Annotated in this window: 22 protein-coding genes; 11 read left to right on the forward strand and 11 right to left on the reverse strand. The window is 70.5% G+C overall.

Annotated features, from left to right (window positions below):
- Positions 1–137: 137 nt before the first annotated feature.
- The 5 genes from FV234_RS04105 (at position 138) to FV234_RS04125 (ending at position 5,632) form a co-directional block, all read left to right on the forward strand.
- Entirely contained in the window at positions 138–758 is a 621-nt protein-coding gene (locus tag FV234_RS04105) for a hypothetical protein (RefSeq protein ID WP_348643051.1), read from the forward strand.
- Between the two features lie 154 nt (positions 759–912).
- Complete coding sequence (locus tag FV234_RS04110; protein ID WP_147828186.1) at positions 913–2,313, forward strand: pitrilysin family protein; 1,401 nt, start codon at positions 913–915, stop codon at positions 2,311–2,313.
- A gap of 73 nt (positions 2,314–2,386) precedes the next feature.
- Positions 2,387–3,685: a pitrilysin family protein gene (locus tag FV234_RS04115; protein ID WP_147828187.1), complete on the forward strand. Its 1,299-nt coding sequence runs from the start codon at positions 2,387–2,389 to the stop codon at positions 3,683–3,685.
- Between the two features lie 103 nt (positions 3,686–3,788).
- Positions 3,789–4,721, forward strand: a complete 933-nt coding sequence (locus tag FV234_RS04120; RefSeq protein WP_147828188.1) for a ring-cleaving dioxygenase — start codon at positions 3,789–3,791, stop codon at positions 4,719–4,721.
- 137 nt (positions 4,722–4,858) lie between these two features.
- Positions 4,859–5,632: a ferredoxin--NADP reductase gene (locus FV234_RS04125; protein ID WP_147751804.1), complete on the forward strand. Its 774-nt coding sequence runs from the start codon at positions 4,859–4,861 to the stop codon at positions 5,630–5,632.
- Between the two features lie 97 nt (positions 5,633–5,729).
- Here FV234_RS04125 and FV234_RS04130 read toward each other — a convergent pair whose 3' ends face one another.
- Both FV234_RS04130 and zapE read right to left on the reverse strand, forming a co-directional pair.
- Positions 5,730–8,660 (reverse strand): response regulator, encoded by a 2,931-nt coding sequence (locus tag FV234_RS04130; protein ID WP_147828189.1) that lies wholly within the window; start codon positions 8,658–8,660, stop codon positions 5,730–5,732.
- Positions 8,661–8,849: 189 nt separating this feature from the next.
- Positions 8,850–10,079: a cell division protein ZapE gene (gene zapE / locus FV234_RS04135; protein WP_238271384.1), complete on the reverse strand. Its 1,230-nt coding sequence runs from the start codon at positions 10,077–10,079 to the stop codon at positions 8,850–8,852.
- Positions 10,080–10,367: 288 nt separating this feature from the next.
- On the opposite strand from zapE, the gene FV234_RS04140 reads away from it, so the two are divergent.
- Complete coding sequence (locus tag FV234_RS04140) at positions 10,368–10,958, forward strand: GNAT family N-acetyltransferase (protein ID WP_147751801.1); 591 nt, start codon at positions 10,368–10,370, stop codon at positions 10,956–10,958.
- A gap of 9 nt (positions 10,959–10,967) precedes the next feature.
- Here FV234_RS04140 and FV234_RS04145 read toward each other — a convergent pair whose 3' ends face one another.
- Positions 10,968–11,702, reverse strand: a complete 735-nt coding sequence (locus tag FV234_RS04145; protein ID WP_246686111.1) for a ComF family protein — start codon at positions 11,700–11,702, stop codon at positions 10,968–10,970.
- A 97-nt stretch (positions 11,703–11,799) separates the two neighbouring features.
- Positions 11,800–12,024 (reverse strand): hypothetical protein, encoded by a 225-nt coding sequence (locus FV234_RS04150; protein ID WP_147751799.1) that lies wholly within the window; start codon positions 12,022–12,024, stop codon positions 11,800–11,802.
- 166 nt (positions 12,025–12,190) lie between these two features.
- On the opposite strand from FV234_RS04150, the gene FV234_RS04155 reads away from it, so the two are divergent.
- Both FV234_RS04155 and FV234_RS04160 read left to right on the forward strand, forming a co-directional pair.
- Positions 12,191–13,090 carry a methyltransferase domain-containing protein gene (locus tag FV234_RS04155; protein ID WP_147828192.1) on the forward strand — a complete coding sequence of 300 codons (900 nt, stop codon included), beginning with the start codon at positions 12,191–12,193 and terminating at the stop codon, positions 13,088–13,090.
- Positions 13,087–13,446 (forward strand): DUF427 domain-containing protein, encoded by a 360-nt coding sequence (locus tag FV234_RS04160; protein WP_147828193.1) that lies wholly within the window; start codon positions 13,087–13,089, stop codon positions 13,444–13,446. Before FV234_RS04155 ends, FV234_RS04160 begins: the two co-directional genes overlap by 4 nt.
- On the opposite strand, the gene FV234_RS04165 is transcribed toward FV234_RS04160, so the two are convergent.
- The 3 genes from FV234_RS04165 to FV234_RS04175 all read right to left on the reverse strand — a co-directional run bounded on the left by FV234_RS04165 (position 13,443) and on the right by FV234_RS04175 (position 15,531).
- Complete coding sequence (locus tag FV234_RS04165; protein WP_147828194.1) at positions 13,443–14,954, reverse strand: DUF6880 family protein; 1,512 nt, start codon at positions 14,952–14,954, stop codon at positions 13,443–13,445. The two genes, FV234_RS04160 and FV234_RS04165, sit on opposite strands and share 4 nt — an antisense overlap.
- 33 nt (positions 14,955–14,987) lie before the next feature.
- Positions 14,988–15,227 (reverse strand): DUF2188 domain-containing protein, encoded by a 240-nt coding sequence (locus FV234_RS04170; protein WP_147751795.1) that lies wholly within the window; start codon positions 15,225–15,227, stop codon positions 14,988–14,990.
- A 76-nt stretch (positions 15,228–15,303) separates the two neighbouring features.
- The gene (locus FV234_RS04175; protein WP_147828195.1) at positions 15,304–15,531 is read right to left on the reverse strand and encodes a hypothetical protein; all 228 of its coding nucleotides are present in this window, start codon (positions 15,529–15,531) and stop codon (positions 15,304–15,306) included.
- A 68-nt stretch (positions 15,532–15,599) separates the two neighbouring features.
- Between FV234_RS04175 and FV234_RS04180 the strand changes: the two genes are divergently transcribed.
- Positions 15,600–15,863: a hypothetical protein gene (locus FV234_RS04180; protein ID WP_147828196.1), complete on the forward strand. Its 264-nt coding sequence runs from the start codon at positions 15,600–15,602 to the stop codon at positions 15,861–15,863.
- 89 nt (positions 15,864–15,952) lie between these two features.
- Here FV234_RS04180 and fabI read toward each other — a convergent pair whose 3' ends face one another.
- From fabI to fabA, 3 genes are all read right to left on the reverse strand, one after another.
- Positions 15,953–16,783, reverse strand: a complete 831-nt coding sequence (gene fabI / locus FV234_RS04185; protein ID WP_147751792.1) for an enoyl-ACP reductase FabI — start codon at positions 16,781–16,783, stop codon at positions 15,953–15,955.
- 418 nt (positions 16,784–17,201) lie between these two features.
- A complete protein-coding gene (gene fabB, locus FV234_RS04190; protein WP_147761561.1) occupies positions 17,202–18,428 on the reverse strand; it encodes a beta-ketoacyl-ACP synthase I in 1,227 nt (408 codons plus the stop codon).
- Between the two features lie 137 nt (positions 18,429–18,565).
- The gene (gene fabA / locus FV234_RS04195) at positions 18,566–19,093 is read right to left on the reverse strand and encodes a 3-hydroxyacyl-[acyl-carrier-protein] dehydratase FabA (protein ID WP_147751790.1); all 528 of its coding nucleotides are present in this window, start codon (positions 19,091–19,093) and stop codon (positions 18,566–18,568) included.
- A gap of 263 nt (positions 19,094–19,356) precedes the next feature.
- Between fabA and irr the strand changes: the two genes are divergently transcribed.
- Positions 19,357–19,869: a Fur family transcriptional regulator Irr gene (gene irr, locus FV234_RS04200; protein ID WP_147828197.1), complete on the forward strand. Its 513-nt coding sequence runs from the start codon at positions 19,357–19,359 to the stop codon at positions 19,867–19,869.
- 56 nt (positions 19,870–19,925) lie between these two features.
- Here irr and FV234_RS04205 read toward each other — a convergent pair whose 3' ends face one another.
- Positions 19,926–20,507, reverse strand: coding sequence for an SH3 domain-containing protein (locus tag FV234_RS04205; protein WP_147828198.1), 582 nt, complete (start codon positions 20,505–20,507; stop codon positions 19,926–19,928).
- 235 nt (positions 20,508–20,742) lie between these two features.
- On the opposite strand from FV234_RS04205, the gene FV234_RS04210 reads away from it, so the two are divergent.
- Positions 20,743–21,747 (forward strand): D-glycerate dehydrogenase, encoded by a 1,005-nt coding sequence (locus tag FV234_RS04210; RefSeq protein WP_147751787.1) that lies wholly within the window; start codon positions 20,743–20,745, stop codon positions 21,745–21,747.
- Positions 21,748–21,764 lie beyond the last annotated feature (17 nt).

The following is a 21,764-nucleotide window of genomic DNA, read 5'->3' on the forward strand; positions in this document are numbered from 1 at the left end:
CCGGAAACCGGCTTCAGACCCGAAGCGCCGGATCAGGCCGTCATCCGTGCGGCCGCTTCGATGAACCCCGGAACGGGGATCGGGCGTCGGTGGGCAAGTTGCGGGGCATCATGATCGGGTACCGGGAGCTCATTCTCATGGCGGCGGCGATCGTCCTGCCGTCAGCGGTCCAGGCGCAGGAGCGGGGCGAGCTGCTGCGCAACACGCTGAGCGGCATCGGCCTCCTCGAGAAGCCGCAGGCGCCGATCGAATATCGCGAGCGCGCACCTCTGGTGATGCCGCCGCACCTCGACGGAAAGGCCCTGCCGGCACCGCGCGCCGGCGCATCCTCGTCGCAATGGCCGAAGGAGCCCGAGGTGGTCGAGCGCGAGCGCGCCGCCGCCGAGCGCCGCGTGCCGAAGGGCAACCAGGCGCAGGGGCGCTACGAGGACAACAACGCGACGCTCTCGGTCGACGAGATGCGTTCCGGCCGCCGTGCCGACGCCAACGTGACCCGCGAGATCGAGCGCAAGCCCGGCGACAACACCCGGGAGGATTCCTGGGTCAACCCGCTCGACCTGATCCGCGGGATCGGCAACGAGAAGACCGAGCCGTCGGCGGTCGAGCCATCGCGCGACGTGCTCACCGATCCGCCCAAGGGCTACCGCCAGCCGCCCAAGAAGATCGTTCGCAACACCACCGACCCGATCAACAACGCCAGCCGCGAGCGCGAAGAATCCGATCCCGGCGCCTACCTGCGCGAGCAGCGTGCGCGCTGAGGCGCGGATGTGACACACGGTCGGTCGCCGTTCGGGACGGGACCGGCGCCGGCGCTTCCGGTACGGGAATTGCCGGACGAGACGATGCCGGCGCGCTGCCCCGCATCGAACCAGAAACGGACGGTCCCTTAAGGGCCGCACGAGGGAAGACGGTATGCATCTGTTCAGGAAGGCGACGCCCACCCTGTTCCCGGCCGGCGGCCGCTTCGCCAGCGCGGGGCGCGTCGAGGCGGCGCCGTTCGGGCGCTCCGAGGCCGGTGGGCCGGAGGTGTCGTCCTTCACCCTCGACAACGGGCTCGACGTGGTGGTGGTGCCGGATCACCGCGCGCCCGTCGTGACTCACATGATCTGGTACCGCAACGGTTCGGCCGACGACCCGCTCGGCCGGTCCGGCATCGCCCACTTCCTCGAGCACCTGATGTTCAAGGGCACCGAGAAGCACCCGGTCGGCGCCTTCTCGAAGGCCGTCTCCGGTCTCGGCGGCCAGGAGAACGCCTTCACCTCCTACGACTACACCGCCTACTTCCAGCGCGTCGCCCGCGACAACCTCGACACCATGATGGCGTTCGAGGCCGACCGCATGACCGGCCTCGTCCTCGAAGACGCGGTGGTCGCGCCCGAGCGCGACGTGGTGCTGGAGGAGCGCCGCATGCGGGTCGAGACCGATCCCTCCGCCCAGCTCTCCGAGGCGATGGCGGCCTCGCTCTTCGTGCACCACCCCTACGGCATCCCGATCATCGGCTGGATGCACGAGATCGAGGAGCTGAACCGCAACCACGCCCTCGACTACTACAAGCGCTTCTACACGCCCGAGAATGCGATCCTCGTGGTCGCCGGCGACGTGACGCCCGACGAGGTCCGGCGCCTGGCCGAGGCGACCTACGGGCGCGTCGCACCGCAGGGCGCCCGCCCGGTGCGGGTCCGCCCGCGGGAGCCCGAGCCGAAAGCGCTGCGCCGTCTCGCGGTGGCCGACCCGAAGGTCGAGCAGCCGACCTTGCAGCGGCTTTACCTCACGCCGTCCTGCATCACCGCCCGCGACGGAGGCTGCCACGATCTCGAACTGCTCGCCGAAGTGCTCGGCGGCGGCTCGACCTCCTACCTCTACCGAAAGCTCGTCATGGAGAGCGGCCTCGCGGTGAACGCGGGCGCCTGGTACATGGGCTCGGCGATCGACGACACCCGCTTCTCGGTCTACGCGATCCCCGCCGAGGGCGTCAGCCTGGAGAAGCTCGAGGCCGAGGTCGACCGCGTGCTCCGGCGCGCACCTTCCGAGGCGCTGAACGCCGAGGCGATCGAGCGGGCCAAGACCCGGCTGGTCGCCGAGACGGTTTACTCCTCCGATAGCCAGTCGTCGCTCGCGCGCATCTACGGCTCGGCGCTCGCCATCGGCGAGACCATCGAGGAGGTGCGCCGCTGGCCCGCCGACATCGAGGGCGTGACCCGCGAGCGTCTGGCGACGGCGAGCGAGCGCTGGCTGACGCCGTCCCGCTCGGTGACCGGCTACCTCGTCAAGGCGAGCGACCCGGACGCGCCCATGGCGATCGCCGCGGAATAGCGCCTTCGGCCTGCGGCGCCCGGCGCCGCACGCAGAGGCCGCATCCAAGAGAACGAGAACAACGAGGTCGTCCATGAACTTCGCTGACACCGACCTGGCCGAGACGCCGGTCCGCACCAAGGCGAGCCCGGCCAAGGCGCTACCGATCCAGACCGCCGCCGGGATCGAGGCGTGGCACGTCGAATCGCCGGTGGTGCCGATGATCGCGCTCGCCTTCACCTTCGAGGGCGGGGCGGCGCAGGACCCGGAGGGCAAGTCGGGCTGCGCCCAGATGTTGGCGCGTCTCCTCGACGAGGGTGCCGGCGACCTCGGCTCCGACGCCTTCCAGGAACGGCTCGCGGCACGCGCGATCGAGCTCTCGTTCCATGCCGGCCCCGACGCGATCGGCGGCTCGTTGAAGATGCTCGTCAAGCACGCCGACGAGGCGATCGACCTCCTGGCCCTGGCGCTCGCCAAGCCCCGCTTCGACGCCGACGCGATCGAGCGGGTCCGCGGCCAGGTGATCGCCGGCCTGCGCTACCAGCAGAACGACCCGGGCGTGATGGCCTCGCGCCGCTTCTTCGCCGAGGCCTTCGCCGGGCACGCCTACGGCCGGCCCTCGTCGGGCACGATCGAGGCGGTGTCGGCGATCACCCGCGACGACCTCGTGGCGATGCACGCCCAGCTCCTCGGCCGCGGCGCGGTGAAGATCGCCGCCGTCGGCGCGATCGGCGCCGAGCAGCTCGCCAAGAGCCTCGACCGCGCCTTCGGCGCGTTGTCGGAGGCCGGCGGCCTGCGCGCGATCGAGCGGACCACGGTGGGCGACCTCGGCAAGCGCGTGGTCGTCGACCTCGATGTGCCGCAATCGGTGATCCGCTTCGGCATGGCCGGCGTCGCCTGGCGCGACCCCGACTTCATCCCAGCCTACGTTCTCAACCACATCCTGGGCGGCGGCGCCTTCACCTCGCGGCTGTTCCAGGAAGTGCGCGAGAAGCGCGGTCTGGCGTACTCCGTCGGAACCTCGCTTGTCAGCCACCGCTCGGCGGCGATGACCTGGGGCTATACCGCGACCAAGAACGAGCGCGTCGGCGAGGCGGTGTCGGTCATCAGCGACGAGATCAACCGCCTGATCGCCGACGGACCGGACGACGAGGAGCTGCAGAAGGCCAAGGACTACCTCACCGGCTCCTACGCGCTGGGCTTCGACACCTCGACCAAGATCGCCCACCAGCTGGTGCAGATCGCGTTCGAAGGCCTCGGCATGGACTACATCGAGCGCCGCAACGCGCTGGTCTCGTCGGTCACGCAGGAGGACATCCGCCGGGCCGGCGCGCGGACCTTCGCCGACGGCCGGATGCTGGTCGTCGCCGCCGGGCGGCCGATCGGCCTCTAGAATCGACCCCATGATCCCTGGATCATGGGGAACGTCCCATCCCTTTGCCGGGCCGCGTTTTTCGCCGAACCGGCAACCCCTTCGACGGAAAACGCCCTCGCCGATGCAGCTCACCGGGATCCACCACCTGACCGCGATCACCGCGCGGGCTGCGGACAACCACGCCTTCTACACCCGCGTGCTCGGGCTGCGCCTGGTGAAGAAGACGGTGAACCAGGACGACGTCTCGGCCTACCACCTGTTCTACGCCGACGGGTTGGCCTCGCCCGGCACCGACGTCACCTTCTTCGACTGGCCGGCGCCACCTGAGCGGCGCGGGACGAACAGCATCACCCGCACACACCTGCGCGTGGCGGGGCCGACGGCGATCGAGGCTTGGCGCGAGCGCTTGGCGCGGGAGGGCGTGACCCATTCCGCGCCGGTGGAGCGCGACGGTCGCCTGACCCTCGACTTCGAGGATTCGGAAGGCCAGCGCCTGAGCCTCGTCGACGACGGCGGCGCGGGCGACGCGCATCCGTGGGCCGGCAGCCCGGTGGCGCCCGATCATCAGATCCGCGGCCTCGGACCGATCCGGCTGTCGGTGGCGCAGCCGGAGCCAACCGGCCGCGTCCTCGTCGACGTGCTGGGCATGGTGCACGCCCGCAGCTTCGAGACGCCGGAAGGTTCCGTCCACGTCTTCGCCATGGGGAAGGGCGGCCCGGCGGCAGAGGTGCAGCTTCTGGGCGACGCCTCCGCCCCTGCGCGGCAGGGAGCAGGCGCCGTCCACCATGTCGCCTTCCGTATCCCCGATGCGGATTACGCAGCCTGGGCCGACCGCCTGAACACGCGCCGGATGCCGTCGAGCGGCCCGGTCGACCGCTTCTACTTCCGAAGCCTGTACTTCCGCGAGCCGAACGGCATCCTGTTCGAGATCGCCACCGACGGTCCAGGCTTCACTGCAGACGAACCGCTCGACCGGCTCGGGCAGGGCTTGGCGCTGCCGCCGTTCCTCGAGCCGCGCCGGGCCGAGATCGAGGCCGGGTTGAAGCCGCTCTAGGCCGTATCGCCGCGGGTATTAAGAGCGATTCCAATCAGTTGCGGTTGCATGGCTGTGTGTCGTCGGCGCGTCTTGACCTGCGTTCCGCACCTGCGAAAAGACCGCCAACCCCATCGGGATTCGGGACACCTCAGTCGATGAGCAAGTTCTATGAGGAGCGCGTTCTGTCGGTCCACCACTGGACCGACACGCTCTTCTCCTTCCGCACGACGCGCGATCCGGCCTTCCGCTTCCGGAACGGCGAGTTCACGATGATCGGCATCGAGGTCGAGGGGCGACCGCTCCTGCGCGCCTACAGCGTCGTCTCGGCCAACTACGAGGAGGAGCTGGAGTTCTTCTCGATCAAGGTCGAGGCCGGCCCGCTCACCTCGAAGCTGCAGCACCTCAAGGTCGGCGACCCGATCATCGTCGGCAAGAAGCCCACCGGCACGCTGGTGCTCGACAACCTGCTGCCGGGCAAGAACCTCTACCTCCTCGGCACCGGCACCGGGCTCGCGCCCTTCCTGTCGATCATCAAGGACCCGGAGACCTACGAGCGCTTCGAGAAGGTCGTCCTCGTCCACGGCTGCCGGCAGGTTCAGGAACTCGCCTACGGCGAGACCATCACCGAAAGCCTGCCGAAGCACGAGTTCCTCGGCGAGATGATCAGCGCACAGCTGATCTACTACCCGACCGTGACCCGCGAGCCGTTCCGCAACCGAGGCCGGATCACCGACCTGATGACCTCGGGCAAGCTGTTCGAGGATATCGACCTGCCGAACATGTCGGTCGAGAACGACCGCTTCATGCTGTGCGGCAGCCCCGACATGATCCGCGACACCCGCGAGCTGCTGACCAACGGCGGCTACGAAGAGGGCAACCACGGCGAAGCCGGCCATTACGTGATCGAGAAGGCCTTCGTCGAGAAATAGGTTTTCCCGACTTCCGAGCCTTGAGACGTACCCTCGAGCGCACCTGCTGAAGAAGTGTGGCCCCCTTTCCCGAACGGGAGAGGGGGCCGCGTCGTTTCTACGCCGGACCACCGACCAACCCGCGCACCTCCTGCGCAAGGTCCGACAGGCTCATCGAGCCCTTGCTGATCACACGGTCGGCCTGCCCCGCGAGGCGGCGACGATCCTCCGCGGTGATGTCCTTGGCGGTGAGCACCACCACGGGGATGTCGCGCCACTCCGCGCGGGTGCGCAGCGCCCGGAGGAAGCCGAAGCCGTCCATCTCCGGCATCATCAGGTCGAGAAGCACGAGGGCCGGCTTCTCCCGCGCCACCGCCTCCAGCGCGAGCTTGCCGTGCTCGGCCGAGCAGACCGGGAAACCCTCGCGCTCCAGGAAGGTCGTCACCCGCTCGCGGGCGTCGGGGTCGTCCTCGACCACGAGGATCGGCCCCTCGGCGTTGCCGGGACGGAACCGGTCGGTGACGGCCTTGAGGTGCCCCCACTCGATCGGCTTGTGCAGATAGTCGGTGGCGCCGAGGGAGAAGGCGAGGTTCTGCTCGTCGAGCACCGTCACCATGACGATCGGCGTCGCACCCAGCTCCGGGTCGGCTCGGAGCGCGCGCAGCACCGACCAGCCGTCCATCCGCGGCATGGTCACGTCCAGAAGGATCGCGCGCGGGCGTAGCGCCCGCGCCCGCTCCAGCCCCTGGCGTCCGTCCTCGGCGGTGGAGACGGCGAATCCCTCCTTCTCGAGAAAGCGGGCGAGCAGGTCGCGCGTCGCCGGGTCGTCGTCGATGACGAGGATACGGTTTCCGACCGCCCCGTCCTCGCCCTGCGCGGGGGCGGCATCGGGGCCGGCGAACTGCGCCGGCAGCGTCAGGGTGAAGGTGCTGCCCGCGCCTTCGACGCTCGCGACCTCGACGGTGCCGCCCAGAAGGCCGGCGAAGGCGCGGGTGATCGAGAGCCCGAGCCCGGTTCCGCCGAAGCGCCGGGTGGTGGAGGCGTCGGCCTGGGTGAAGCGCTCGAAAAGCCGGCCGACCTGCTCTTCGTTCATGCCGATGCCGGTGTCGCTTACCGCGAAGCGCAGGACGGCGTCGGCGTCGCGCGTGACGGTGAGGCCGACGCGGCCGTTCTCGGTGAACTTCGCCGCGTTGCTCAGAAGGTTGATCAGGCACTGGCGCAGCTTGGTCACGTCGGTATGCGCCGTGCCGACGTCGTCGGCGATCGTCAGGTCGAGGGCGTTGCCCTTCTTGGCGACCAAACCCTCGACGGTGGCGGCGACCTCGGCCACCACGTCGGCGACGGAGAAGTCCTCGGCGTAGATCTCGACCCGCTCGGCCTCGATCTTCGACAGATCGAGCACGTCGTTGATCAGCCCGAGGAGGTGGCGGGCGTTGGACTCGATCTTCTTCATGTCGGCGATCAGCGCCGGCTCGCCGAGGTCTTCCAGCTCCTCCTGCAGCATCTCGGAATAGCCGATCACCGCCGAGAGCGGGGTGCGCAGCTCGTGGCTCATGTTGGCCAGGAACTGGCTCTTGGCGCGGTTGGCGTCTTCGGCGGCCTGACGCGCCGCCTCGACCGCGGCTTCGGCCGCCTTGCGCTCGCTGATGTCGGTGTGGGTGCCGACCCATTCGCGCAGGCTGCCGTCCTCGGCGAGGATCGGCACGGCGCGTACCGCCATGTGCCGGAATTCGCCGTCGGCCCGGAGCAGGCGGTGCTCGGTCTCGTAGGGCTGCAGCGTCGAGACTGCCGCCTGCCAGGCCTTTGCGGTGTGCGCGCGGTCCTCGACGTGAATCACGTCGAGGAAGCCCTCGCCGGCATAGGCCGCGTCGTCCTGGCCGGTGAAGCGCGTCCAAGACGCCTGGCGCGGATGCAGGCTGCCCTCCGCGGTCGCCGTCCAGACGATCGACGCGCTCGCCTCGATGAGCGAGCGGAAGCGCTCCTCGCTGCGGCGCATGCGCTCCTCGACGATCCAGCGCAGGGTCTCGTCGAGGACGACGATGCCGACGCCCTCGATCGCCGGCTCTGGGTCCGACGAGGTGCCGCGCAACGGGTAGAAGCTCATCGAGAACCGGCGCACGCCACCGGGGGCCGAGGGCGTCGGCACCGCCACGGGAACGTCCGGCGTCACCAGCCCCTCGTTGAGGGCGGCGGCGAGCTTCGGGCCGAGGGCGTCCGCGAGGTTGGGCAGCATCGCCCAGATCGGCGCGCCGAGGTCGGCGCCGAAGCCGCGCTCGCTCATCACCGCGAGCGCCCGGTTCATGTGGCGGATCTTGAGGTCGCGATCGAGGAAGCCGAGGCCGACCGGGGCGTTCGCGAGGACGCCGTCGAGGAGCCCGGACATCCGCATCGCCTCGCGCCGGCGAACCAGGGCGAGGCGGGCGAGGAGGACGATCGCGACGACGGCACAGATCGCCGCCAGCACCGACAGCAGCAGGGAGCGGGCGACGTCCCGGCTGCGGTCGGCCTCCAGCCGTTCCGCGGTCGCCGCCTGCAGCCCCGCGGTCTCGGCGCGAATGGCGTCCATCAGCTGCTTGCCGACGCCGGTTCGGACGATCTCCGTCGCCGCGTCGAAGCTCACGTCCCGGCGGGCGGCGACGACGCGGGCCGCGAAGTCGCGCTTGTCCGCGATCAGGGCGGCGAGCGAGGCGCCGCCCTGGCGCACGGGCGCCTGCGCCACGCGGCCGAGCGCCGTCAGGCCCGTATCGATCGCGCCGAGCGCCTTCTGGTAGGGCTCGAGGTACATGTCGCCGCCGACGAGGACGTAGCCGCGCTCGCCGGTCTCGAGGTCCTTCACCGCCGAGAGCAGACGCTCGAGCTGCGAGATCCGCGCGGTCCCGGCCGCGACCGCAGCGCGGCTCGCCTCGCCGCCGACGTAGTTCCAGGCGCCGGCGACGAGGGCGACGAGCAGCAACCCGAAGGCGACCGGCGAGCCGAGCAGGCCCGCGAAAGGCCGCGCGCTGCGCCAGTTGGCCCGGCGCAGGAACGAGATCGACCGGGGATTGATCACGCGACGGCCATCCCGATCCGGGTCCGCGTCGCAGCACCACCCGCCGCGGGCGGATGTTTCGGATGGGTGATCATGTCGGGCGCCCCGGATCGGCCCGGCGACGTGCCGGGGCGATCCGCGCAGACATAACCGGGCGCGCGCGGTTGTCGAAGCTTTACCCGTCGGCGCGGCAGGCGCCGCGAAGCCGCATCAGGTCTCGACGAGGCCGGTCGTCGAGCCGGAAGCCTCGGAATCGGCCCGGCCGTGCGGCAGGGCGAGGTATTCCACCGAGCGCATCTCGATCAGCCGGGACACCGTCCGATCGAACTCGAAGGCCTCGCGGCCTTCCCGCACCGAGTAGAGCGCCTGCGCCTCGGCGGCGGCCGAGGCGACGAGCTTCACGTGGCGGTCGTACAGGGTGTCGATCAGGGTGATGAAGCGCTTGCACTCGTTGCGGTTCTGCTCGCCCATCACCGGAATCTCTTCGACGATCACCGTGTGGAAGGCGCGGGCGATCGCCATGTAGTCGGAGGCGCCGAGGGGCTGGGCGCAGAGGTCGTCGAAGCTGAACCGGGCGACGCCCGCAGCCTCCTGTGGCACCGGCACCTGACGGCCGTGCACGGTGAGCGTCGCAGACCGGCCCTTGGCCTTGCCGGTCAGGCCGCGGAAGGCGGCATCGAGCGCCGAGCGCGCGGCCGCGTCGGCGGGCACGTGGTAGACCGGCGCGCCGCCGAGTTTCTCGAGGCGGAAGTCGGTGCGCGAATCCAAGCGCAACACCTCGACCCGCTCCTTCAGCTCCTCGACGAAGGGCAGGAACAGGGCCCGGTTGAGGCCGCCCTCGTAGAGCCGGTCCGGCTCCACGTTCGAGGTCGCCACCACCGTCACGCCGCGCTTGAACAGCGCTCCGAACAGCCGGCCGAGGATCATCGCGTCGGCGATGTCGGTGACGGTGAACTCGTCGAAGCACAGCAGCGTCGAGTCGTCGGCCAAGGCGTCGGCGACCGGGCCGATCGGGTCGTCACCCTTGACCTCGCCGCGCTTCAGCGCCTGGCGGTAGGCGTGGATACGCTCGTGCGCGTCGGCGAGGAAACCGTGGAAGTGGACGCGGCGCTTCGGGCCGGGGGCGGCCTCGTGGAACAGGTCCATCAGCATGGTCTTGCCACGCCCGACCGAGCCCCAGATGTACAGCCCCTTCGTCGGCCCGACGGTGTCCTTGCGCGAGAACAGCCAGCCGAGGGCGCTGCCCTTCTTGGCGCGTCGGCGCCGCTCCAGGTCGAGGGCGAGCCGGTCGAGAGCGCGCACCAGCCGCGCCTGCGCCGGGTCGCGCTCGATCGCGCCCGACGCGATCAACGCCTCGTAGCGATCGTGGACCGGCCCGGGGGAGAGCGCGCCGCTGCGCGCGTCTGCGGAGGGCGCCTGGCTCGGCGAGGTAGGGCTCACGACATCCGGCTCACGACCACGGGATCCTGCTCGGCCTCGGCCCTGTTGCGGCGCGAAGGACGGATCACACGTCTGCCGCGCGCGCGCAGGGCGATCAACCCGCCGCCCGGCAAGATACGAGGAAACGGGTTCCATCCGCCCGGCGCATGTCAGCCCACGCCGCAAACTGCAAGGACGAATTGTTGCATTGCACAATCGGCTTGGCGGTGCGAGACCGGCGCTACCTTCGAGGGAGGGCACGCCCGGATGCGCGCAGACGTCAGCGCCGCGTAATCGGAGACTGGAACCATGGCACTGCCCGAGCCGAAGCCGGCGGGACACACGATCCGCCGCCTGCGTGCGAGCGACCGCGCCGAGATCCTCGCCTACTTCCTGCGCCTCGATCCGGAGACCCGTGCGAACCGCTTCATGGGCGCCGTCGGCGAGGCCGGGATCCGCGCCTACGCCGAGCGCGCCGTGACGGCGGAGGGCCTGATCTTCGGCGCGTTCGTCTCCGGCGTCCTGCGCGGCGTCGCCGAGTTGCGCCCGTCGCGCGCCGGCGCGACGGCGTTCGACCTCGGCGCCGAGGCGGAGGCGGCCTTCGCCGTCGAGCGCGCGTATCGCCGCCGCGGCCTCGGCGGCGCCCTGTTCGCGCGGATCACGGAAGCCGCCCGCAACCGAAGAGTCGGCGACCTGCACGTGCGGTGTCTCGCCCGGAACGGGCCGATGCGCCGTCTCGCGCTGCGCTATGGCGCCGACCTGCAGGCCAGCGGCATGGAGGCCGAGGCGGCCCTGCATCTCGAACGGCCGACGCCGTTCTCGCTCTGGCACGAGGGCATCGCCGAGGCCTTCGACCTGACGATCGCCGCCCTGCGGCCGCGCGGGCTGCCGCCGGCGTGAGACGACCGTTCAGCCGATCGGGTCGGCCACCAGCGCGAAGGTGAGGAGGTCGACGGAGGCCGCCCCGCCGCGCAACAGTGCGCGGGCGGCGGCGTTGGCGGTCGCGCCGGTGGTGGTGACGTCGTCGACGAGGAGGACGCGTCGGCCCTGAAGGGCGGCCCGGTGCGCCGGCGGCACGCGGAAGGCGCCCTGGAGATTCTCGGCGCGCCCGGCGCGGCTCAAGCCCACCTGCGAGCGCGTCGCCTTCACCCGCGCGAGCGCCTGCGGCAGGAACGGCACCCGCCCGGCGCGGGCGAGGGGGCGGGCGAGCAAAGCCGCCTGGTTGAACCGCCGTCGCCACAGCCGCCAGCGATGCAACGGCACCGGCACGACGCAATCGGCCTCCGCGATCAGGGCGGCGCCGGAGGCGGCCATCATCGCCGCCATCGCCTTGGCGAGGTCGAGGCGGTCCTCGTATTTCAAGCGGTGCACGAGCCCGCGAGCGGTGTCGTCGTAGAGCACCACCGCTCGCGCCCGCTCGAAGACCGGCGGATCGCTGATCGCGCGCGGCGACAGCAGCGGGCCGATCCCGAGGTCGAGGGCGAACGGCGTCCCGTAGCGCGGGCAGCGCGGCTCCTCGATGAAGCGCAGGCCGGACCAGCAGGCGGGACAGAGCGCGCCGGGATCGGCCGTGGCTGCGCCGCATCCCGCGCAAGAGGGCGGGTAGACGAGGCCGACGAGCGCCCGAGCGGCGCGGCCGAAAATGGCGGAAGGCCGCGCACCTTTCGATGCACGGGCTTCCTCGCTGTCGATGTTTTCAGGCGCAGGCACGACCCACGCCCTGACGCGGCGCGCAGCCGGCTCAGCGCGTCGCGGGCGGGGTCTGGTCGTTGCGGCGGGCCTCGGCGTTGGCGCGGTGGCGACCGATCGCGCAGCCTGCGGCGGCGCCGACCAACCCGTGATGCCCGGCATAGTGGCCTGCGATCCCGCCGACGATGGCGCCCTTGATACAGCCCTTGGCCTCGGCGGTCGAGCCGAAGGCGACGATCGTGAGGGCCAGGGCGGCCCCGGACAGAAAGCGGATCATGGGATGCGACTCCGATATGCGGCTCAGCAGCCGATGGAACTGACCAGGAACGGCGATCGTCCAGACCCGTTCCACCCTCGCAAAACTGTGATGGTCGGCTCACCACCTTCGCCGAGCGCCGCCGCAGCTGGCAACCGGACGGGTCGAGCGCCATGTGTGGCTGTGCATGACAGCGCCTTCGCATCTGTTCGACACCGGGCTCGCCCGCCGCCGCCTCGCCCGCGCGCGACGCACGGGCTTCGCCGACTTCCTCGTCGCCCGCATGGCGGCGGACCTCGACGACCGCCTCGGCGCGGTGCTGCGAACCTTCACCACCTGCCTCGACCTCGCGACGCCAACGACCGCGGCGGCGCGCGTGCTCGCCGCCCGCTATCCCGACGCGGCGGTGCTGCGGCTCGCGCCGCTCGCCGAGGCAGCAGAGCTAGGCGTCGCGCAGGCGGTCGCCGACCCGGAGGCGCTTCCGGCCGCCCCAGGCCATTTCGATTGCGCCGTCTCGCTCCTCGCGCTCCAGGGCGTCAACGACCTGCCCGGCACGCTTGTGCAGCTCCGCCGCGCCCTGCGCCCGGACGGGCTGTTCCTTGGATGCTTGTTCGGGGGCGCCACGCTGATCGAGTTGCGCACGAGCTTCGCCCAAGCCGAGAGCGAGGTCGAAGGCGGCATCAGTCCGCGGGTCGCACCGTTCGCCGAGGTGCGCGAGGCCGGCGCGTTGTTGCAGCGGGCGGGCTTCGCCCTGCCGGTCGCCGACACCGAGACCGTGACGGTGCGCTACGCCGACCCGTTCGCGCTGATGCGCGACCTGCGCGCCATGGGCCTGACCAACACGCTGGTCGAGCGCCGCCGCACGCCCCTGCGGCGCACCACGCTGATCCGCATGGCCGAGATCTATGCCTCCCGCTTCGCCGACGCGGACGGCCGGCTTCGCGCGACTTTCGAGGTGCTTTGGCTGACCGGATGGGCGCCGCATGCGAGCCAGCAGGTGCCGCTGAAGCCAGGAACCGCGAAGGCCCGGCTCGCCGACGCGCTCGGCACCATAGAGCTGAACCCCAACGAGCGGATTCCACGATGAGACAGCCCGGCCCCGACCACCCGATCACCGTCACGCCGCATCCGGGTCGCATCCGGGTGATGCTGAACGGCGTCGCCGTCGCCGACAGCCGCAACGTGCTGTCGTTGAAGGAGGCGTCGTATCCGCCGGTGCTCTATATCCCGCGCACCGACGTCGACCTCTCGCACTTCACGCCTTCGGTGCGGACGAGCCATTGCCCATATAAGGGCGACGCCAGCTACTTCAGCCTCAAGGTGGGCGACGCGTCGCAACCGGACGCGGTGTGGAGCTACGAGGCGCCGTTCCCGGCCGTGGCCGAGATCGCCGGGCATGTGGCCTTCTACCGCGACCGGGTCGACGGCATCGAAACCACTTAATCCTGGACCAGCGGCCAGAACCCGTACTTGCGCCCGTGCGCCGCGCGTAGGCCGGCGCGATACGCTTCCGGCGCCGGCTCGATCGCGCCGGCCAGAAGCCGCGGAGCCATCGCGTCCAGGGCCTTGAGGTAGCGCGCCGCATGCGGGTAGGCGCTACTCCGGCCCTCGCCGAGGATGTCGTCGATCATGCGACGCAGCAGGATTGCGGCCGCCGCAGGATGGGCGGGCTCCAGCGCCTCCGCCGCCAGTTCCAGCAAGCGGTAGGCGGCGCCGCGCCACTCCGAAGCGCGAGCGAGGACGAGGCGCGCGGCCCGGTCGAGGCTCGGCCACGCCACGAGGAAAGCGAGCGCGCGGTGGGCGTCGTCGTGCCGGCTCACGTGTTCGAGGGCACGCTCCCACACTTCTTCGTCCTCGAAGTCGGGCAGCTTCGCGAGGTGCGCCCGCAGCATGTCGGCGTCGAGCAGGGTCTCGAACCCGCGCCAGCGCAGCGCCTGGGCTTCCTCCCGTCGATCGAGCGCATCGAGGATGCGGATTTCCAGGGCGATCCGCTCCCGCGCTCGGCCGTCGATCGCCGCGTCGCCGACGGCGAGCGACGCGCGGGTGACGACGCGGCCCTGCGAGGATGCCGGGCGCCGAATCCAGTCCAGCGCCTCCGCGGCGCGGCCGGCGTCGAGCAGGCGCCGGGCGATTTCGATGACGTCCGGCCGGCCGGGCATGATCGCCTGCTCGAGCGCGACGTAGGCGTCTACGTCTCCGCGGCTGTCGGCGATGTCCTGGCGAATGCGCAGGAGGTTCCCGTGGGTCAGGCCGGCTCGGATTGCGGGCGTCGCGCTCGTGCCGTCGGCAGGCTTGGCCCCGGCGCAGACGGCTTCGGCAAGCGCGTCGTCGAGGGATTGCAGCGCGGTGGCCGGCAGGCGCGGAACGAGATCGCGGATCAGTAGGCCGAACGGTCCGTAGGGGTCGGCGACGACGCGCGGGATCAGTGTCAAGGCGAACAAGCCAGCGGCGTCCGGATCGAGGGCCGCCGCAATGGCGACGACAGCCTCGGAGGCGCGCTCGTAGATGGCCTGGATCGCGCCCGAGCCGTCGTCGACTCGGTTCAGCACCGCGTCGGCCCCACCGAGGAAGCGTACTAGACGTTCCAGGGCGGCCGCGCGGTCGAGGGTCGCCAGCTCCGTGAGGATCACGGTGACCGTCGCACCGAGGTCGGTGGTGAAGGCTCGGCGCTTCTGCCAATCGATGAAGCCGCGGGCGCCTTCAAGGGCGGTGAGCCGGCGATCCACGATCGCGGCGACAGCCTCCGGGCCCTGCAGGGAGGCAAGGGCCGCGCTCACGAGCTTTCTGAACGCGGCGTTGCGCGCCGCCTCGCCGAGGATCAGGCCGATCAGGCGATCCGGGCTCAGCGCCGCCAGCGTCTCGGGGGAGGGCGTGGTGCGGCGGGTGCCCTTCGGCGGCTTGACCGCCGACGGAACGGATTTAAGAGGCGCCGTGGCCGATTTGCGAGGCATCGATCGTCCAGACCCCGCCCGTCACGGCCTCGATCAATCCTCGACTTTCGCCACCGGCCGATCGTCGCCGCGGGCGGTCTCGTCGTGCCAGGCGCCCGAGCCGTCCTGGTAGCGGATCCCCTCGGTCGAGCCCGGAACCTGCTGCTCGGCGGCGGCAGCTTGCGCCGCCTGCAGGGCCTCGTCGTGACTCGGGAAGGTCTCGGAGAACACGTCGCCGACCTTGTAGGCGTAGCCGCCGTCGTGCTCGACGACGTGATAGGTGACTTCGGACATCGCAATCTCCCGACCTGGAACGAAACCTGTCCAGCGCGAACACGTCGGCGGCGCGGTGGTTCCGCAGGCCGCCCGCTCAGTGCCGGGTCGGGGCGGCCCAGGGCAGGCGTTCGATCGCCGCCTCGCAGCCGGCGATCAGCGAGCCGCGCGGGTCGTCGGAGTCGTATCCGGCCCCGTCGGCGAAGGCGACGACGTGGACCGCGCCGTCGTCGAGCCTGCGGATGAGGGCGACCCAGCCCTCGGGCGCACGCTCGAAGGCGACCTCGTACTGCGTGCCGTCGCGCTCGATTCGATGCGGTTCCATGCCGTCGTCCAATCCCGCTCGCGCCGCCGCGGCCCTATCTGGATGGGGCCACACACCAAAGGATGTCGATGCCCTATCGTACGTTGCTCGCCGCCGCGATCCTCGCGGCCGGATCGCTCCCCGCCCTATCACAGGGCCGGGGCTATGCCGGAAGCACGTTCGGGCCGACCGGCTCCGCCGTGCCCCCGAACCCGTTCGCGTCGAACTATCCCTCCGCGCCGCCGCCGCGGGCGGTCATCGAGCGGCGCGGGCGCCGTGCCGTGCGGCGGCCGTCGCGCGAGCCCGGGCTGCTGCCCCCGGGGCGTATTCCGGCGGGTTCGACCCAGGAATGAGTGCGTGGCTCGCCGCCGGTGGTGGCGTCCACCTGATCCTGCTCGCCGCGAGCCTGGTGATCGGGCTGATCGCGGTGACGCGTTGAGGGTCAGGCGTCGCCGACGACGCCGGCCTCGTCCTGCGCCTGGAGCACGTCGGGGCGCGGCATCGAGATGATGTTGTAGCCGGAATCGACGAAGTGGATCTCGCCGGTCACCCCGCACGAGAGGTCCGACAGCAGGTAGAGCGCCGAGCCGCCGACGTCGTCGAGGGTCACGGTCCGGCGCAGCGGCGCATGCGCCTTCTGGTGGTTGAACATCAGCCGCGCGTCGGCGATGCCGGCGCCCGCGAGGGTCCGCATCGGCCCGGCCGAGAGGGCGTTCACGCGGATGTTGTCCGGGCCGAGATCGGTGGCGAGGTAGCGCACCGACGCCTCCAACGCCGCCTTGGCCACGCCCATCACGTTGTAGTTCGGCATGACGCGAGTGGAGCCGCCATAGGTCAGCGTCAGCAGGGATCCGCCCGCGCGCATGCGCTTGGCCGCCCGCTGCGCGATCTCAGTGAAGGAGAAGCACGAGATCGTCATGGTGCGCGAGAAGTTCTCGCGGGTGGTCACGTCGACGTAGCGGCCCTTGAGCTGCGCCTTGTCCGAGAAACCGATCGCGTGGACCACGAAGTCGAGGGTGCCGTCGAAGCGCTCGTCAAGGGCGGCGAAGGTCGCGTCCACGGAGGCGAGGTTCTCCACGTCGCAGGGGAGGACGATGTCGGAATCAAGCCGCGCGGCCAACGGCGCGACGCGCTTGCCGAGCGCGTCGCCCTGATAGGTGAAGGCGAGCTGCGCGCCGTGCTTGTGCAGGGTCCTGGCGATGCCCCAGCCGATCGAGTGGTCGTTGGCCACGCCCATGATCAGGCCGCGCTTGCCCGCCATCAAACCCGTCATTCGATCCCTAACTCCCGAGCGCTGCGCCGCATCGGACGCACGTCAACTCGGATCGAGGCTTAGGCGCGGGGGAGGGCGCTGTCCAATCTCCGACCTAAAAAAAGGCGTCCCCTTGAAACACGAAAGCCCCGCCGCGAGGCAGGGCTTCAAGGCGGTCAAACGCGGAAGCTGCTTCAGAAGTAGCCACGCGTCTGCGACTTGGCGTCGTCGATCAGTGCCTGCTTGGCGTAGATGCCGGCCGATCCGAGGACGACCGCCGTGAGCGCCAGGACGATGAGAAAGAAGGTCATGCGCGCTCCACTCCCTGGCACAGCCTCAAGGCAGAACTTGAGTGGAGAGTTTGGGTTCCGATGGTTAACGGAGCGTGCCCCGAACCGCCGATTTCCTTGACGACGGTCCGGCCGTCGTGCCGGACGCGTCAGGCGTCGACGTTCTTCAGCACCAGGGTCGCGTTGGTGCCGCCGAAGCCGAACGAGTTCGACAGCACGTGGCCGAGCTTGGCCCCGTCCCGGCGCGTGCGCAGGATCGGCATGTCGGCGAAGGCGGGGTCGATCTCATCGATGTGCGCGCTGGCGCTGATGAAGTCGTTGTTCATCATCAGGAGCCCGTAGATGGCCTCCTGCACCCCGGTGGCGCCGAGCGAGTGCCCGGTGAGGGACTTGGTCGCCGCGATCGGCGGGCAGGCGTCGCCGCGGCCGAACACCTCGCGGATCGCTTCGATCTCCTTCTCGTCGCCCACGGGCGTCGAGGTGGCGTGCGGGTTGATGTAGTCGATCGGCGCGCCCTTCAGGCCTTCCATCGCCTGGCGCATGCAGCGCACCGCTCCCTCGCCTGAAGGCGCCACCATGTCGTAGCCGTCGGAGGTCGCGCCGTAGCCGGCGATCTCGCCGTAGATCCGCGCGCCGCGGGCCTTGGCGTGCTCCAACTCCTCGAGGACGAGGACGCCGGCACCCCCGGCGATGACGAAGCCGTCCCGGTTGGCGTCGTAGGCGCGCGAGGCCCTCTCGGGTGTCGCGTTGTACTTCGAGGACATCGCGCCCATCGCGTCGAACAGCACCGACAGTGTCCAGTCCAAATCCTCGCAGCCGCCGGCGAAGATGATGTCCTGGCGACCGCCCTGGATGATCTCGGCGGCGTTGCCGATGCAATGGTTCGAAGTCGCGCAGGCCGAGGCAATCGAATAGTTGACGCCCTTGATCTTGAACCAGGTCGCCAGGGTCGCCGAGGCGGTCGAGGACATCGCCTTCGGCACCGCGAACGGACCGACACGCTTAGGACCCTTCTCGCGGGCGATCGCGGCCGATTCAACGATCACACGTGTCGAGGGACCGCCCGAACCCATGATGATGCCGGTGCGCTCGTTCGAGATGTCGCCGGCCTCGAGTCCTGAGTCGCGGATCGCCTGATCCATCGCCACGTGGTTCCAGGCACTGCCCCCGCCGTGGAAGCGCATGGCGCGGCGATCGACGACTCCCTCGGGGTCCAGGGTGGGCCGGCCCGAGACCTGGCTGCGGAAGCCATGCTCGGCATGCGAGCCGTCACGGGTGATGCCGGACCGCCCTTCGCGGAGCGAGGCGAGCACTTCCTCGGTGTTGTTTCCGATGGATGAGACGATGCCCATCCCGGTGACGACGACACGGCGCATGAACGAACTCGTCTCCCCGGCGACGCGCCCGGTGGGTGAGCGTCACGCTACTTCGTCAGCTAGGATGTCGCCGGCCTGTTCTCAACCGGCGAGGACGCGCCCCGTTGCCGGGAACGCATCGAAATCAGGTGTGGCGCTCAGCTCTGGAAAAGGGCGACGCGCAGGTCCTTGGCCTCGTAGATGCGCTTTCCGTCGGCTTCCAGCCACCCGTCGGCGATGCCGAGGACAAGCTTGCCGGTCCGCACTCGCCGCAGGTCGACGCCGTAGACCACCTGCTTGACGGTCGGCAGGACCTGATCCGTGAACTTGACCTCGCCGACGCCGAGCGCCCGCCCGCGGCCCGGCGCGCCGAGCCAACCGAGATGGAAGCCGACGAGCTGCCACAGGGCGTCGAGCCCGAGGCAGCCCGGCATCACCGGGTCGCCCTTGAAGTGGCAGGAGAAGAACCAGAGGTCTGGCCGGATGTCGAACTCGGCGCGGACCAGACCCTTGCCGTGGGCGCCGCCCTCGGCGGCGATCTCGGTGATGCGATCGAACATCAGCATCGGCGGCAGCGGCAGCTGGGCGTTGCCCGCGCCAAAGAGTTCGCCGCGCCCGCAGGCGAGCAGGTCCTCGTAGGAATACTGCGAGGCGCGGGGGGCGGTCTGTTCGGTGTCGGACGTCATGAAGGCGGGTCGGTCCTCGTGTCGCGAGCTTCGGTCGGCGGGCCCGGGCCGGCTTCGGCGCCGGCGCTCATCCCGTACGCGGGGCGAACCGCGCACTCGGCGGCCTCGTTAGCATAGGCGCGGAGCCGGTTCCAAGCAGGCGCGAACGAAGCGGCCTTCGCGCGAGCGGGGGAGGGGCCACCTGCGCGTGTTGCGAGCCGGCGACCGTTCCCATATACACGAGGGCGAAATCCTTCACCCCTCGCGAGCGTTCAGTCCCGCCGATGTCCGAACTGCTGTCCCTTCAGGCCGCGCTGAACGCCCGGATCCCGGCCCTTTCGGGGGATGCGTCCGGCGCGGCGCGCCGCGGCTGCCCGCTCTCGGACCTGCGCGACCGCCTGCGCCGCGCGGGCCTGCGCCCGACGCGCCAGCGCCTGTCGCTCGGCTGGTTGCTGTTCGGGCGCGGCGACCGCCACCTGACGGCGGAAATGCTCTACGACGAGGCGATGCGCGCCAAGGTTCCGGTGTCGCTGGCCACCGTCTACAACACCCTGCACCAGTTCACCGAGGTCGGCCTTCTACGCCAGCTCGCGCTCGACGGGTCGAAGGCGTACTTCGACACCAACCCCTCCGAGCACCACCACTTCTTCCTTGAGGACGAAGGTCAGGTGATGGACATGCCCGATTGCGGCATCTCCGTCGAATCGCTTCCCGACGCGCCGGAAGGCATGGAGATCGCCGGCGTCGAGGTGATCGTCCGCCTCCGCCGCCGGGCCGGCGCCCGCCGCCAGAGCTGAGCGGCCGTCAACGTCTCCGAATCGAAGAAGGCCCGGTGCGAACCGGGCCTTTTTTCTTAGTCGACCTTCTCGTTCGGGTAGACGCCCCACAGGCGGTCCTGGTGGATGTAGCCGTCCACGTCGCGCTTGGAGGGCAGCGCGACGACGAGGCGGCACCACGATCCGGTGCAGCTCTTCACGCTGCCGATCACGCCGGCCTCCAGGCGCGCCTCGTCCTCGGCGCCGTCGTCGGCCCGCGCCCGCAGCGGGATCGCGGCCTTGTCGGCGCCCTTCGAGGCGGTGACGATCGCGGTGCGGCGGCCCGACAGCAACGAGTGCAGGACCCACCCCTCGGTCCCTTCCGAATCGCGGATGCGGCGCCAGGTCTCGAACTCGGCGACGATCTCCACCGGCATGCCGGCGCGCTGGAACACCCAGAGGGTGCGGTGATCCTTCGAAGGCCCCTCGCGCAGGTTCACGCGATCGGTCTTGAGGCTGGCATAGCGCGGCAGCGGCAGCTTGGTGACCGGACCCACGCCGGATTCGGGGCCGCCGCCCGCGGCGGGCGCGGCCAGCGCCGACCTGGTGACCAGGGGAAGCGTGAGGGCGGGCGACGCCAGGAGGGCGGCGCCCGCGAAGAAGAGCCGAGCCAGCCGCATCGTCCATCTCCTGATCTGCGCACGACGAAGGAACGCCCGCACCGCGCGGCGATGCCGGCGCGGCACTTCCGATTGTGTTCCGGCCTGCCTCTGATAGAGAGGCCGGAAGCCGTCCGCACCTGTCTGGCGGAGCTCGGTTAACGGAGCTTGAAACCGGGGACGCGGCCGGTCCACGATGCGCCGACGCCGCGCGAGGCGTTCGTGTCGGGCCTGCCCGAACCCGGTGATGGGAGAGATGATGTCGTTGAAGCGCAAGCCGCTCGTCGTCGTGACGCGACGCCTGCCGGACGCGGTCGAGACGCGGATGCGCGAGCTGTTCGATGCGCGGCTGAACCACGACGACGCCCCGCTCGCGCCCGAGCAGATCGCCGCCGCGATGCGCGAGGCCGACGTGCTCGTTCCCACCGTCACCGACAAGATCGATGCGGGCCTCCTCGCCCAGGCCGGGCCGAACCTCCGGCTGATCGCCAACTTCGGCAACGGCGTCGATCACATCGACGTGTCGGCAGCCTTGGAGCGCGGCATCACCGTCACCAACACCCCCGGCGTCCTCACCGAGGACACCGCCGACATGACCATGGCGCTGATCCTGGCCGTGGCGCGGCGCGTACCCGAGGGTGCGCGCATCATTCCCGACGACGACTGGACCACGGGCTGGTCGCCGACCTGGATGCTTGGTCGCCGTATCACCGGCAAGCGCCTCGGCATCGTCGGCATGGGCCGGATCGGCCAGGCGCTCGCGCGCCGCGCCAAGGCGTTCGGGCTGCAGATCCACTATCACAACCGCCGCCGGGTGCCGGCCGCGATCGAGGCCGGGCTGGAGGCGACCTACTGGGAATCACTCGACCAGATGCTGGCCCGCGTCGACATCGTGTCGGTCAACTGCCCGCACACGCCCGCGACTTACCACCTGCTCTCGGCCCGCCGCCTCAAGCTGATGAAGCCCGAGGCGATCGTCGTGAACACGGCCCGCGGCGAGGTGATCGACGAGAACGCGCTCGCCCGCCTGATCGAGGCCGGCGAGATCTCTGCGGCCGGCCTCGATGTGTTCGAGCAGGAGCCGGCGGTGAGCCCGCGCCTGGTCAAGCTCGCCAAGTCCGGCAAGGTCGTGCTGCTGCCGCACATGGGCTCGGCGACGTTCGAGAGCCGGATCGACATGGGCGAGAAGGTGATCATCAACATCAAGACCTTCATGGACGGTCACCGCCCGCCGGACCGGATTCTGCCCAGCATGCTCTGAGGCGCGCGGGGCGGGCA

The sequence above is a fragment of the Methylobacterium sp. WL8 genome (assembly GCF_008040045.1).
GTDB lineage: Bacteria > Pseudomonadota > Alphaproteobacteria > Rhizobiales > Beijerinckiaceae > Methylobacterium > Methylobacterium cerastii.